This is a genomic window from Sandaracinus amylolyticus (assembly GCF_000737325.1).
GTDB classification, from domain to species: domain Bacteria; phylum Myxococcota_A; class Polyangia; order Polyangiales; family Sandaracinaceae; genus Sandaracinus; species Sandaracinus amylolyticus.
Genome location: NZ_CP011125.1, coordinates 211,389 through 225,305, shown reverse-complemented (window position 1 = coordinate 225,305; position 13,917 = coordinate 211,389). Strand labels below are relative to the sequence as shown.

Sequence of the window (13,917 nt, the reverse complement as noted above, 5' to 3'; positions counted from 1 at the left end):
CGATGACGTCGATTGATACGAGATCGAAATCGATCGCGATCGCGCTCCTCGCGCTCGCGCTCGGCGGGTGCGGCGACGGGCCTCCGGCGCGCGTGCCCGCGACCATCACGGTGCGCGCCGAGCCCGCGCGCCTCTGGTTCCACAGCGACCAGGAGGTCGTCGTCGCCGCGACGGTGACCGACGCGACGGGCGAGGAGCTCGAAGCGCCGACGCTGGTGTGGACCGCCGAGCCTGCGAGCTCGGTCACCGCGGGCGCGCCCGATGCGGACCCGCGCCGCGCGCGCTTCACGCTGACCACGCCCGGCGCGACCACGGTCACCGGCTGCGTCGCGCCCGCGCGCGAGGGCGACGAGCCGACGCTCTGTTCGTCGATCGTGCTGCGCGTCGACGACGGCATGCCCTCCCTCGAGCTCGAGACGCCGGCGCCGGGCGCGGAGCTCGACGATCCGAGCGGCATCGTGGTGCGCGGTTCGGTCGCCGACCGCGGCGTCGTGCGCGTGTACGTGAACGGCGTGGGCGTGACCCCCGACGACGTGGGCGCGTTCGAGACGACGGTGCCCGCGACGTTCGGCGTGACGCACCTCGCGGTCGACGCATCGGATGGGCTGACCGAGGTCTCGCACGTCGAGATGGACGTGCTCTGGGCGCCCGCGTTCCTGCCCGCGACGAGCGAGGACGGGCTCCCCGCGCTCACGCTCACCGACGGCCTCGCGCTGCGTCTCGGGAGCGCGTTCTTCGACGACGGGCTCGCGCTCGACGCGACCACCTCGCCGATCCTCACCCGCGATCTCGCGGACCTGCTCGAGCTCGTCGTCACGCGGCTCGACGTGTCCTCGCTCGTGCCCGATCCGGTGATCGACTCGCCGCCCACCTTCACGCTGCGCGTCACCGACGTCACGCTCGGCGATCCGCGCGCCGAGCTCGCGATCACCGACGAGGGCGTCGATCTCTTCCTGCGCATCGGCGCGATCGAGGCGAGCACCAGCGGCGCGCTCACGTTCGAGGGCGAGTCGCTCCCGCTCGACGGCGTGCTGCGCGCGAGCGCCGTCGCGCACGCGCGGCTCACGGTGCGCAAGGAGAGCGAGGACGCGGAGATCGTCGTCGAGATGGGCGAGCTCGAGGTCGCGATCGAGAGCGCGACCGGCGACTTCACGAGCGACGAGACCGACGCGGTGTTCCTGCTCGCCGAGGGCGTCCTCCGGCGCACGCTCGAGGACACGCTGGGCGACGCGGTGCACGAGACCGTCGCGTCGAGCGTCCCCGCGGTGCTGCGCGACGCGCTCTCCGCGATCGACGGCGCGCTCGCGGGGCAGAGCTTCTCGCTCGACAGCGCGCCCTTCCCGCCGATCACGATCTCGATCGACGGCGGCATGCGCGCGCTCGACACGACCTTCGAGCGCGAGATGCTCGCGACGCTGCGCACGTCGATCGGCACGAACGTCGCGAGCGTCCACCCCGAGACCCGCGGCGTCGCGCAGCTCGACGCGAGCGCGATGACGCCCGCGTTCTTCCGCGACGGATCGATCGCGCTCGGCGTGCGCCTCGAGCTGCTCAACGGCTTGCTCCACGGCCTCTGGAGCTCGGGGCTGCTCGATCTCGACGTGACGCCGCTGCTGCCCGAGGCGGTGACGACCCTGGTGAGCGAGGCGCACCTCGAGGGACGCCTGCCTCCGGTGCTGCGCCCGCCGGCGTCCGACGAGGGCGACGATCTCGTGCTCGGCGTCGGTCAGCTCGAGCTCGCGCTCGTGTTCCAGGGCGAGCCGGCGCGCTTCGCGGTGCGCATCGACGCGGGCGTGCGCGTCGACGTGATCGACAACCGCATCGCGATCGACGTCGCGGAGACGCCGGAGATCACGGTGTGGACGCTGGTGCCGCCGTCGAACCCGCGCCTGCTCACGCCGGACATCGTGCGCAACCTGCTGCTCGATCTCTGGCCCGACCTGCGCGCGTCGCTGACGTCCGGGCTCGCGCTCGAGCTGCCGCTGCCCGCGGTGGGCGACCTCGGTGGGCTCGCGCCGGACCTCGCGGCGCTCACGCTGGAGCTCGAGATGAACGGACGCCTGCGCCCGCGCGGCGGCGTGCTGGTGCTCGACGCGCAGCTCGTCGGGACGCTGCCGGTGGAGTGATCAGCGCGCGAGCGGCGAGCGCTCGTAGCCCGCGAGCAGGTCCGCGGGGTCGTCGTAGATCGCGATCGCGCCGGCGAGCGAGGCATCGTCCCAGCCGCCGCAGCGCAGCGCGATCATCGCGACCCCGGCGCGCGCGGCGGCCTCGAGGTCGTAGGGCGTGTCGCCGATCAGGATCGCCTCGCTGGGCGCGAGCTTCGCGCGGCGCAGCGCCGCCTGCACGATGTCGGGGTCGGGCTTCGACTCGTCGGCGTCGTCCGACGAGGTCCGCCGCGCGAGCAGATCGGCGACCCCGGCCGCCTCGAGCAGCGCATCGGCCTCCTTCGCGCGCGACGACGTCGCGACCACGAGGGCGAGCCCCTGGCGACGCAGGCGCTCGACGAGCGCGCGCACACCGGGGAACGGACGCAGCGAAGGCAGGTAGTGCTCGAGGAAGCGCTCGGCGCGGCGCTCGGAGATCGCGTGATAGCGCTCGCTCTCGGGGTCGATGCCGGTGAGCTCGGGCACCAGCTTGTCGCCGCCCTTGCCGATCAGCCGGCGCACGCGCTCGAACGCGACGTCGAACCCCTCGCTGCGCAGCACGTCGACCCACGATCGTGCGTGCGCGTCGTTGCTGTCGAGCAAGGTGCCGTCGACGTCGAGCAACACACCGCGGAGCGCGCTCATGGGCGACGGGCGATGCAGCGTCGGTGCCGCTCCGATCGCGCGCGCCCCGCGCAGACGAGTGTCGCGCCCGCGCCCGACGCGAGGCGCACGGTCACACCGCCGACCCGCGCGACGAGTGTCATTGACAAGGCGACGGGCGTGTCGTTGTCATGGCCCATCGTGCTCGCCGTGCGCCGCGTCGTCACGCTCTCGCTGTCGTGTGTGCTCGTGGGAGCGTGCGCGAGCGGCGAGTACACGATCGAGCTCGACGTCGTGAGCGACACGACGCGCGACGCGACCGAGGCGATCGAGCTCGCGCTGCTCGAGGGTGGCTGCGACGACGTGCTGCGCGGCGCGCCCGCCGAGGGTGCGGCCCAGACGCGCGTGCTGCGCCGCGACGGCGACCGCTCGTCGTTCTCGCCGACGCGCGGAGGGCGCTACGGCGTGTACGCGGTCGCGCGTGATCCCCAGTGCGTGCCGCTCGCGGCCGGGTGCACCGAGGCTGAGCTCGAGGCGGGCGGGCGCGGCACGATCGTGGTGCGCCTCGAGGACGTGTCGGCGATGGCGTGCACCGCGTGCGACGACGGCGCGTGCCTCGGCGAGGTCGACGCGGGCGCGCCCGACGCCGGCGTGCTCGACGCGGGTCACGACGGAGGCGCGATCGACGCGGGCACCGACGACGCGGGCACCGACGACGCGGGCCCGATCGACGGTGGCCCGAGCGACGCAGGCCCGCCCGACACCGTCTGCGACGAGCTCGAGGACGTCATCTTCTGTCATGGCTTCGAGACGTCGGATCGCATGTCGTGGACGGGCACGCGCCTCGACGGCGCCGGCAGCGCGATGACGATCGTGAGCGACGACGCGAACCTCGGAGCGCGCTCCGCGCGCGGCGTCACCACCGAGCCCGGCGGGCAAGCGGCGTACGTCTTCCAGTTCGCGCCGGTCGACTCGGGCGAGCTCTGGTTCCGCGGCCACTACATCGTCGAGGGCGGCGACCTCTCGGCGATCGCGCTGCTCTATCTCGACGGTGTCGCCGGCGAGGGCACCGCGCTGCAGGTGCAGTCGGGAGGGCGCGCGGTCATCGCGTTCCAGACACCGGAGGACGACGAGTACCTCGCGATACCGGGGCCGACGATCCCGCTCGACGACTGGGTGTGCATCGAGGCGCGCATCGTCGTCGACGACGACGCGGGTGGCGTCGAGATCTGGGCAGACGGCACGCGCATCGGTGCGCACACCGGATACGACACGCGCCCCAGCGGCGGCATCGACGAGATGCAGGTCGGCAACGCGCGCTCGGGCAGCTCCCAGGACGCGATCACGGTGCGCGTCGACGACGTCGCGCTCGCCCGCACGCGCCTGGGCTGCCCCTGAGCTGGTGGCGGACCTGCGCGCGCCGCGTGCGTTGCTCGTGCGGGCCCTGGTATCCTGGCGCGTCGTGTCGCAGCGCCGCGCAGATCGGGGAACGTGTCGATCCCCCGTGCTCGGCGCGTCGCTCGTGGCGCTCGTGGTGCTCGTCGTCGCATCGAGCGCGGCGGCGCAGGGCGCGAGCGCGGGACGCGACGCCTATCTCGCCGCCGACTTCCCGGGCGCGGCGCGCGCGTTCGAGCAGGTCCTCGCGCGCGAGAGCGTCCCACGCGCCGACGCGCTCGAGGCGCACCGTCACCTCGCCACGCTGCGCTTCGTGCTCGGCGATGCCGCGGCCGCCGAGGGTCACGCGCGCGCCGCGATCGCCCTCGCGCCCGACGCGCTGCCGGTCGAAGGAAGCCCGATCGAGATCTCCACGCTGTTCGACGCCGCGCGCGCCCAGCTCGGTGGCCGCGACGCGCTGCGGCTCGAGCACGCGGAGCACGACGACGGAACGCGCAGCATCGACGCGACGCTCGCGCCGTGGCCCTCCGCGCTGTCGGCGACGCTCTCGCTCGCGTGCTCGGCCGCGACCCGCGAAGGGACCTGGCGCACCCGCGCGCGGCCCCCGCGCGTCGACCTCGCGCTGCCCGCGCTGCGCGACGACGTGACGTGCCGCGCGGAGCTCGCGCCCGCGGCGGGCGGCGACGCGTGGATCACCACCGAGCTGCTCGTGCCCGGCATCGCGCTCGCGCCCCCTGCGCGCGCGCCCGAGGACGAAGGGAACGACGACGCGCTGATCGCGGGCCTCGTCGGCGGCGGCGCCGCGATCGTCGTCGCCGCGGTGATCGTCGCGATCGTGCTCGCGGTCGATGCGGGCTCGCAGGACGCGCGCTTCGGCGGCACGGTCTCGGTGCCCGGGTGGTAGCCCCGCAGCCGCAGTCCGCGGTCGACCCGCTCGAGGGTCGGATGCTCGGTCGTTATCGCCTCGTGCAGCGCCTCGCGCAGGGCGGCATGGCGACGGTCTATCTCGCGCGCCAGGAGGGCCCCGGCGGCTTCGAGCGTCCGGTCGCGATCAAAGTCGTGCACGCGCACCTCGCGCGCGAGCCTCGCTTCGCGACGATGTTCCTCGACGAGGCGCGCCTCACCGGGCGCCTGCACCATCCGAACGTCTGCGCGGTCGTCGACTTCGGCGAGGACGCCGCGCAGCTCTACCTCGCGATGGAGTACCTGCACGGCGAGACCTTCGCCTCGGTGATCCGTCGCGGCGCGCGCGACGGCGGCGCGCTCCCGCCCGCGATCGTCGCGCGCATCCTCGCCGACGCCGCGCGCGGCCTGCACGCGGCGCACGAGCTGCGCGACGCCGAGGGCCATCCGCTCGAGATCGTGCACCGCGACGTCTCGCCGCAGAACCTGATCGTGCTCTACGACGGGCACACCAAGCTCACCGACTTCGGCATCGCGCGCGCGCGCGGCCGCCTCACCGACACCACGACCGGTGAGCTCAAGGGCAAGATCTCGTTCATGTCGCCGGAGCAGCTGCAGAGCGCGCCGATCGACCGGCGCACCGACGTCTGGGCGCTCGGCGTGGTCGCGTGGGAAGCGCTCTGCGGGCGACGGCTCTTCCGCGCCGACAGCGAGGGCGCGACCGCGCTCAACGTGATCGCGCAGGAGATCGCGCGACCGAGCAGCGTCGCGCCCGACGTGCCCGAGGCGCTCGACGCGATCGTGCTGCGCGCGCTCGAGCGCGACGTCTCGCGCCGCACGCCGACCGCGGCGCAGCTCGCCGACGAGCTCGAGGAGTACCTCTACGCGCGCGGCCGCCCGCTCGGCGCGCCCGAGATCGCGTCGTGGATGGAGGCGCACTTCGAGGACCGCATCCGCAAGCGCGCCGGCGCGCTGCAGGGACGGCGCTCCGCGATGCCGCTCGATCGGCTCTCCGCCGAGTCGCTCGATCGCGCCTCCGACGACGACGCGAAGACGACCCCGCACGACGCAGCGCCGCCGATCGAGCCGACCGTCGCGCAGGAAGCGAGCGAGGTCCGCCTCACCGGCTTCGTGACGACGTGGTGGCGCCGATCACGATGGCGCGTCGCGCTCGCGCTGATCGCGATCGGCGCGGTGATGGGCGTGTCGATCGCGCTGGTCCTGCCGCCGCGCGAGAGCCCCGCGCCGCCGCGCACCATCCCCGCGGAGGCGCGTCCCGCCAGCGTCCCGCCGCCGATGCCGAGCACGCCGCCGCCCGCGCCGCCGAGCACGCCGATCGTCGCCGCGCCGACCGAGGAGACACCGCCGCGACGCGCCACGCGCGAGCGCGCGCGGGACACCGCGCCTCGCGCGACCGGGCGCATCAACCTGCTCGCGATCCCGCAGGCCGAGGTGTTCCTGCGCGGTCGCTCGCTCGGGCGCACCCCGCTCGTCGAGCGCGAGCTCCCCGCGGGCGCGCACACGCTCGAGCTGCGCGAGGTCGGCGGCGCGCGTCGCGAGCGCGTCCGCGTCGAGATCCGGCCGGGAGAGCGCACCGATCGATCCGTGCGCTTCGAGTGATCGTGGCACGTCGACTGCTGTCCTCCGCGCGCGAGGAGGAGAAGCCATGTCGAAGAGGAGCAGCGTGCTGGGCGTCCTGTGTCTGCTCGCCACGGCGTGCGGAGGCGGAGGCGGAGACGAGGGCGCGACGTCACGGGCCGCGACGACCGGCAGCGAGCGCGCGGTCGTGATCGACGAGGAGACCGGCGAGCCCGTCGCGATGATCGAGGAGAGCGGCGAGGAGATCGAGTACCGCGAGGCCGAGGACGACGAGACGCTCGGCGCGCTCTCGCGCACCGGCACCGGCATCGTGCACGACGAGGACGACGCGTCGTGGCGCACGCCGCTCCCCGCGACCGCCGATCCGCTCGACGAGCCCGAGCGCTCGATGCGCGTGTCGACGCGCGAGATCTGCCCGGCCGACGTGCAGGGCCTCGTCGCGAGCTTCGAGGCGCTGCCGCGCGGCGGCGCGATGGTGCTCACCGCCGACGAGGGCGACGTCGACGAGCTGCGCGCGCGCGTCTCGCGGTTCGCGCACCTGCAGCAGCTGGCGCGCGACGCCGACGTCCGTGACGACGACGATCGCCCGGGCATGGTCGTGTTCCGCGACGAGGACTCGGAGCTGCTCGAGGCGACGTCGGTGCGCGTCGTGGACATCGAGCGCGGCGCGCGGCTCGAGCTGGAGACGAACATCACCGGCGACGTCGCCGAGCTGCGCAGCGAGGTGCGCGACAGCGCCGAGGCGCTTCGTCAGGGACGGTGTCCGCTCTCGCTGCAGATCCGCGCCTGATGTCGGCGCGCGCGCGATCTGCGCGACGAACGTTGCAGGGTCGCGCGCGCGCTCGTGGCAAGATGCGGGCGCGGTGAGCACGACGGCGCGCGAGGGAGCTCCGTGAGCGCGATCGAGGTGATGCGCCTCGCGCTCGCGCGGTGGGACGACGCGGCGCTCGCGCGTGCTGCGCGTCTCGCCGAGGGCACGCGGGGCGGCATCGAGACGCGGCTCGCGGCGCTCTGGGTCGCGTGGCTGCGCGGTGAGCCGTGCCGCGAGGAGGACGCCGCCGCGATCGAGGCCGACGCGGGCCGCGCGCGCGCCGCGGATCTCGTGATCGACGGCGCGAGCACGCGCGCCCTCGCGCTGCTCGAGCACGATCGGATCGAGGAGGCGATCGGTGTCGCGCGTCGCGCCTCGCGCATGGCGAGCACCGAGGGGCTGCGCGGGCCGCGCGCGCTCGCGGGGCTGATCCTCGCGCGGGTGCGCGCGGTCGCGGGGCAGTCGGTGCACGCGACGCGCATCCTCGAGTCGCTCGGTGGTTGGCTGCCGCCTGCGTGGTCGGGCTGGCTCGCGTGCGAGCGACTGCTCGCGTCGGGGATCGAGACCGCGCGGATCGCGACCGACGACGACTGTCCCGCGACCCGCGCCGCGAGCGCGCTCGCAGCCACGCTCGACGCCGCGCTGCGCGGTGATCGCGCGGCGTTCGACGCGAGCGCGGCGCACCTGCGCGCGACGACGTCGGCGCTCGGCCCGATCGCGCGGCGTGCGCGCGCCGCGATCGGGCTGCTCGATCCCGCGCTCGACGCCGACACGCTCGACGAGGAGATCGCCGAGTTCGTGCGCGGTGAAGGCGCGCGCCTCCCGCTCGGGCTCGGTGGGCTCGGCGCGAGCGGGGCCCACGACGACGCGACCGCGTGGATCCTGCGCACGCCGGCCCGCGCCGGTCGTCGGGTCGCGCGCGCCGGGCTCGCGCTCGCGGGCGCATCGGCGATCGCAGCGACCCAGCGGCGCACCGGCCGCGAGGACGTCGCGCTCGCGATGCTCGCGCTCGCGGGCGACGAGGGCGTCGAGCTCGAGCGCTTGCACCGCCGCGTGTACCGCACGCCCTACGAGCCCGAGACCCACGACGCGACGCTGCGCGTGCTCGCGCACCGGATCGGCGCGCGCCTCGGGAGCGTGGGGCGCGTCCACGCGAGCGCGGGGCGCGTCGCGCTGGTCGTGGGCGAGGCGATCGTGGTGCCCGACCCGCGATGCGCGTTGTCGATCGAGGACCGCGTGCTGCACGCGCTGGCGCGCCGCGGGCGCTCGACGGCGCGCGACGTGGCGAGCGAGCTCGAGGTCCCGCTGCGCAGCGTGCAGCAGGCGATCCGCGAGCTCGTCGAGGACGGAGCGTGCCGCGAGGAGCCCCAGGGCAGAACGGTGGAGTACGTCGTGGAGGACACGACGTACACCGAGCCTACCGACGCGTGACGTCCTCCTCACCGCCACGTGCTCGTGCTCGCGTCGGATCGAGCACGCGCAGGCGGCACGAGGACGAGCACGCGTCACGCGCACGTGCACGAGCACGGGTCTCGTCCGCCGCCCTGATCGAGGGTCGGAGGCGCGCACGACGGGCGCCGGTCGCGCCCCGGTGATGCGCGCTCGTCGTGCCTCGAGGGCGACGAGGTCGAATCACGAGCACACCGAGGTCGACTGCCGAAGGCGAGATCGTCGACTCTCGAAGGCGAGATCGTCGACTCTCGAAGGCGAGATCGTCGACTCGGGGATACGAGATCTCCGTATCCGATCGCGGACGCGCGTGAACCACCTGAAATCACTGTGGAATCGGCCAGCGACGCGCGCGGATCGTCGCGATTCGTGCGCCGCCGAGCACGTGGACGACGCGATCCCACCGTCGAGACGACGTCTCTGCTGCGATCTCCGCGGCCCTCGGTGGTCCTCTGCGGTGAATTTCGCTCGCCCCTCACGACGCGGAATCATCGACGCGGGTCGCGCGTCCCGCCGCGCATGAGCGACACCCCCAGCGAGCCGTCGTCCGTCGGCGGGCTCCACGTGATCGCCGTCGTCGCGATCGTGATCGGGGTGCTCGCCTCGGTGCCGGCCGCGTTCCTCGTGTCGTTCGCGTCGCCGGTCCCACCGACGCCGACGCAAGCCGCGCTCGCGGGTTGGCTCGTGTGGGTCGTTCCCATCGCCGCGCTGGTGCTCGATGCGCTCACGCGCGGGCGCGCGTTGTGGCGCGTGCTCGCGATCGGCGGCGGCTCGGCGGTCGTGTGGTGCGCGGTCGCGCTCGTGCTCTTCGGTCGATATCCGAGCGGCGGGCCGCACGAAGCGGTCGCGCTCGGGATCTTCGTGCTCACGGTCGTCACCGCCGTCGTGCTCGGCGCACGCGCGCTGCGCGATCGCATCTCGCCACGGCGGGGCATGGCGGTCGCGGTGCTCGTCGTCGTGCTCGCGGGCGTCGGTGGCACTGCCGCGACGCGCCTGTTCGCGAACGAGCTGGCGTGGACGCTGCCCGTCACCGCGTATCCGGTGCGCCAGCACCACTACGTCGACTTCGTCGGCGTCGACATCGAGTACGCATCGGCGCCGATCGACCGCGCGAGCTTCGACGCGCTGGTGCGCGAGCGAGAGCTCGTCCGCGGCGCACCGCCCGACGCCCCGACGTACGACGCGTTCGCTCCGTCGTGGTTCCACATCGACGAGCGCGCCGAGGTCTACGTCGACCCCACGGCACGCTCGTCCGATCACTCGTGGTGCTGGTCGATCGCCGCCTGGAACGGCGCCGACGTGATGCTCACGCACGGCTGCGCGTGGTGAGCCACGCGAGCACCGACCGTGCTCGTGCACGTGCGCGTCCCGCGTGCTCGTCCACGTGCCACCTGCGCGTGCTCGATCGTGTCCGCGAGCTCACCGCAGCGGGGCGATCTCGCGCACCGTGAACGCGCGCAGCTCGAAGCGCTGCAGGTCCGCGCGCAACACCGCGATCGGGCCCGCCCAGTCGACGATCTGATCGCGCTCGTACGAGAGCGGCGCCGCGTCGCAGCCGTCCTCTTGGGGATCGCCGTTCCAGCCGCCGCGATCGTCGTGGAAGGTCGCGCGCTCCCAGTGCCCGTCGGCCTCGCGGTCGACCCAGATCTCCATGTGCACGCCGTCGCCGTCGTTCTGCAGCACGAATTTGAAGCCGACCCACTCGCCTCGCGGCAGGCCGTCGGCGAACACCGTCTCCTCGCCCGCGGCGTTCGTGTAGCCGCCGGTGTGGCTGATCTCCTTCTTGAAGAACGCGCTGCCGTCGACCGCGAGGCTGCCCTTGTACGCGCTGCCGAGGCACGGCTGCGGCACCGCGCGCGAGAACGGATAGCCCGGCCACGTCACGGTGCCGGGCGGTGCCTCGACGCCCTCGTTGATCTCCGACATCGAGACCATGCCGTCGCTGTGGCGCTCGCCGCGCGCGTAGAACGTGAACTCCTCGCCCGCGTCGCCCTCGAGCCAGCGCAGGTAGACGGTCATCTCGACGTTGCGCCACCACGCGTCGCCCTCGAGCGACGTCACGCTGTGGCGCGGCGATCCGTCGCTCAGCAGCGTGCCGGGCTCGCTGCCCGCGCCGACCGCGTCGTCGTGGGGATCCCACGCGCCGCTCGGGCGCGTCGGATCCGACGGAAGGCACCACTCGCGACCGCCGGCGATCGTCGGATAGATGTTGCGCGTGCCGAAGCAGTCGACGTCGTCGCTCGTCGCGGCGTCGCCGGGATCGACGTCGCCGGCGTCGCGCTCGTCGTCGCTGCCTGCGTCGGTGTCGACCGCGACCGACGCATCGTCGTCGTCGTCGCCGCGTGCGTCGATCGCGCTCGCGTCGCGCGTCGTCGCACCTCCGTCGAGGCGCTCGCGCGGCTCGTCTCCGTCGCCGCCGGCGCAGCCGATCGCGAGCGCGGCGACGGCCGCGAGCGCCCACTTCCGCCGCGACGCGACGCACATCGCGAGCACGCCGAGCGCCGCCATCGCGACGCCGCCGCGCGATGCCGGCGCGCCCGCGACGCCGCACGCGCAGCCGCCGCCGAGCGACTCGCGGCCCGGTGTCGTCGGAGCGCCCGCGTCCGCGCCCACTCCGCCGTCGCTCTCCTGCGCGATCCCGCCGTCGTTCTGCATGCCCCCGTCCTCCTCCGGCTCGGCGCCGGCGCCGACCACCACGTGATCTCCGTCGCGCTCGTGCGCGACCTCGACGCCCTCGCGCGTGACCCGCGTCGCGTCGGGCGCGTACACCCGGACCGTCGCGCGATCGCCGCTGAGATCGATCGCGCCCGCGCGCGTCTCGACCTCGACGCTCGCGGGCGCACCGTCGAGCACCTCGATGCGCGCGATGCCGTCGACGACGAGCGAGCTGCCCGCGAGGATCGCGGCGCGCGCCGGGCCCACGACCGCCGCGACGCCGTCGTGCTCGATGCGGTCGGCGCTCTCGAACACCACGCGCGTGTCGCCGAAGCGCGCGCCGCGATCGCCGTCGATCGTGTCGATCGTCGGGCGCGACGACCACGCCGCGGTGCGCACCGGCACCAGCGCGTGCAGGAACGTGTGCGCGCTCGCGTCGCTCGCGGGGCGCACCATCACCGCGGTGAGCTGCCCGTCCGCGTCGAAGCGCTGCACGTTGCGCGCGGTCTGGACCTCGGTCGTGGTCTCGAACGACGCCGGCGCGAGCACGCGCACGCCGAGCGCGCGGCCGTTCTTCGCTTCGAGGCGCAGCCAGGATCCGTCGCGCGCCGCGGCGTCGATCGCGTGCCACACGACCTCGTAGCGGTGCGACACGCTCGAGCGCACGCGATCGCGCACCAGCACGACCTCGCGATCGGCGTGCACCAGCACGCGCTCGACGAGCTCCATGCCGCGCGACGCGGGATAGAGCGCGGTGCCGTCGGCGCGCGCGAACGCGTGGTGCGCGGTGCCGCCGTGCGACGGGATCGTGCCGATGCGATCCCAGAACCACGCGCGCGCGTCGTCGGCGGCCGAGCTCCCGCGGCGCACGCCCTCGCCGAGCTGGCCGAGCCCGTCGATCAGGATCGAGCTCGCGAAGCGCGTGCGGTTCGCCTCGGGGTCACCGTTCGCGCGTCCGATCCAGTAGCCGGGCACGGGCACCGTGAGCCACTCGCCGTCGCCGAACATCTGCACGCCGAGGTCGTCGGCGTGATCGTGCCCGTAGTTGATCGTGCCCTCGGCCTCGCCGCCGTCGCGCACGCGCGCGAAGTTGCCGTGCCCGCCGAAGGGCCCGTTCTTGAGCACCACGACGGCGTCGTCCTCGTCCCATCCGCTGCGCGTCGTGAAGAGCGAGAGGTCCGCTGCGAAGTGATCGAGCGCGCGCGGCGCCTCGGGCGCGATCGACGCGTCCCAGAGGATCGCCGCCATGATCGGACCGCGCTGCGAGGGCGGCCAGGTCGTGATCCCGGTGCGCCCACCGCCGCCGCCCTCGAGGAAGCGGCGCGCGTACCACGCCGCGAGGCGATCGCCGCCGAAGCGCATGCGGTGCGCCGCGAGCGCGATCGTCGAGTCGTTCGTGAAGCCCGAGAAGTCGCCCCACAGCGGGAACTCGCGGCGATGCGCCAGCGCGGGCGGCATCGTCATCGCGCGCATCGACGGAAGATCGCGTAGCAGCGCGGCGTCGGCGTAGTCGGTGCCGTCGGCGCGACGCGATGCGACGCCGTGGATCACGAGCGCCTCGAGCCCGTAGCTCGCGTAGCCACATCCTTCGTGCCACGCGCCGCCTTCGACGAGGTCCATCGCGCGCTGCGCGTTCGCGAGCGCCGAGTCCGCCGCGCGACGCCACGCCGCGGTGTCGGCGTCGATCTCGCCGTGCATCGCGATCGCCGCGATGCCGAGCCCCGCGTGGTTGATCCAGTGGTGGTTCTGGATGCGGTCCTCGACCCACCACGCGCCGCCGATCGCGGCCTCGTACATCTTGCGGCCCTCGCGCGCGATCGCGGTGCGGCACGTCGCGCGCTCGGCGTCGGACAGGCGCGCGTGGAGCCAGTCGTACGCGACCGCGACGTCCATCAGGAAGTGCGCGGAGTAGAGGTCGGGCGCGGGGCCGTCCTGGCGGGACGCGAACACCCAGTCGCCGTAGCCGCAGATCCCGACGAGGTACGCGCGCGCGAGCTCCACCGCGCGGCGTGCTCGCTCGTCGCCGTCGTCGCCCCACACCAGCGCGGCGAACGCGAACGCGAAGAGGGAGTCGCCGATCGCGCGCGGATCGCTGAAGTACTCCCAGCTCGCGTCGGGCGTGCGCGGGAACGAGCCTTCGTACGCCGCGTCGATGCCGCGGGTGATCGCGGTCGCGACCGGCGCGAGATCACCCTCGAGCGCGTCGCGCACGCGCGGCAGCTCGTCGCGCGAGAGGAGCACGCGCGGCCGGTCCTGGGCCTGCGCGCTCGCCGCGACGACGAACATCACGACGACGCAGGCGCAGGTGCGGACGAGGCCCATGAGGCCGATGTACCGACACCGCGAGGGAGCGTCGCT

At 74.2% G+C, this 13,917-nt stretch carries 9 protein-coding genes; 7 read left to right on the top strand and 2 right to left on the bottom strand.

All coding sequences use genetic code 11. The features are described 5' to 3' along the window. Positions 1-2 precede the first annotated feature (2 nt). Positions 3-2,126: a hypothetical protein gene (locus tag DB32_RS00920; protein WP_053230517.1), complete on the top strand. Its 2,124-nt coding sequence runs from the start codon at positions 3-5 to the stop codon at positions 2,124-2,126. Here DB32_RS00920 and DB32_RS00915 read toward each other — a convergent pair whose 3' ends face one another. Continuing rightward, entirely contained in the window at positions 2,127-2,789 is a 663-nt protein-coding gene (locus tag DB32_RS00915) for an HAD family hydrolase (protein WP_053230516.1), read from the bottom strand. It abuts the gene before it with no gap. A gap of 144 nt (positions 2,790-2,933) precedes the next feature. Between DB32_RS00915 and DB32_RS00910 the strand changes: the two genes are divergently transcribed. The 6 genes from DB32_RS00910 (at position 2,934) to DB32_RS00885 (ending at position 10,233) form a co-directional block, all read left to right on the top strand. Then, entirely contained in the window at positions 2,934-4,145 is a 1,212-nt protein-coding gene (locus DB32_RS00910; protein WP_157068564.1) for a hypothetical protein, read from the top strand. Between the two features lie 106 nt (positions 4,146-4,251). Continuing rightward, positions 4,252-5,046, top strand: a complete 795-nt coding sequence (locus DB32_RS00905) for a hypothetical protein (protein WP_053230514.1) — start codon at positions 4,252-4,254, stop codon at positions 5,044-5,046. Then, positions 5,040-6,665, top strand: coding sequence for a serine/threonine-protein kinase (locus tag DB32_RS00900; protein ID WP_157068563.1), 1,626 nt, complete (start codon positions 5,040-5,042; stop codon positions 6,663-6,665). The genes DB32_RS00905 and DB32_RS00900 overlap by 7 nt, the downstream gene beginning before the upstream one ends. A gap of 46 nt (positions 6,666-6,711) precedes the next feature. Next, entirely contained in the window at positions 6,712-7,434 is a 723-nt protein-coding gene (locus DB32_RS00895; RefSeq protein WP_053230512.1) for a hypothetical protein, read from the top strand. A gap of 102 nt (positions 7,435-7,536) precedes the next feature. Beyond that, positions 7,537-8,886: a helix-turn-helix transcriptional regulator gene (locus DB32_RS00890; RefSeq protein ID WP_053230511.1), complete on the top strand. Its 1,350-nt coding sequence runs from the start codon at positions 7,537-7,539 to the stop codon at positions 8,884-8,886. Between the two features lie 537 nt (positions 8,887-9,423). Then, positions 9,424-10,233: a hypothetical protein gene (locus DB32_RS00885; RefSeq protein WP_053230510.1), complete on the top strand. Its 810-nt coding sequence runs from the start codon at positions 9,424-9,426 to the stop codon at positions 10,231-10,233. A gap of 90 nt (positions 10,234-10,323) precedes the next feature. Here DB32_RS00885 and DB32_RS00880 read toward each other — a convergent pair whose 3' ends face one another. After that, positions 10,324-13,881 (bottom strand): DUF4962 domain-containing protein, encoded by a 3,558-nt coding sequence (locus DB32_RS00880; RefSeq protein ID WP_053230509.1) that lies wholly within the window; start codon positions 13,879-13,881, stop codon positions 10,324-10,326. Between the last annotated feature and the right edge of the window lie 36 nt (positions 13,882-13,917).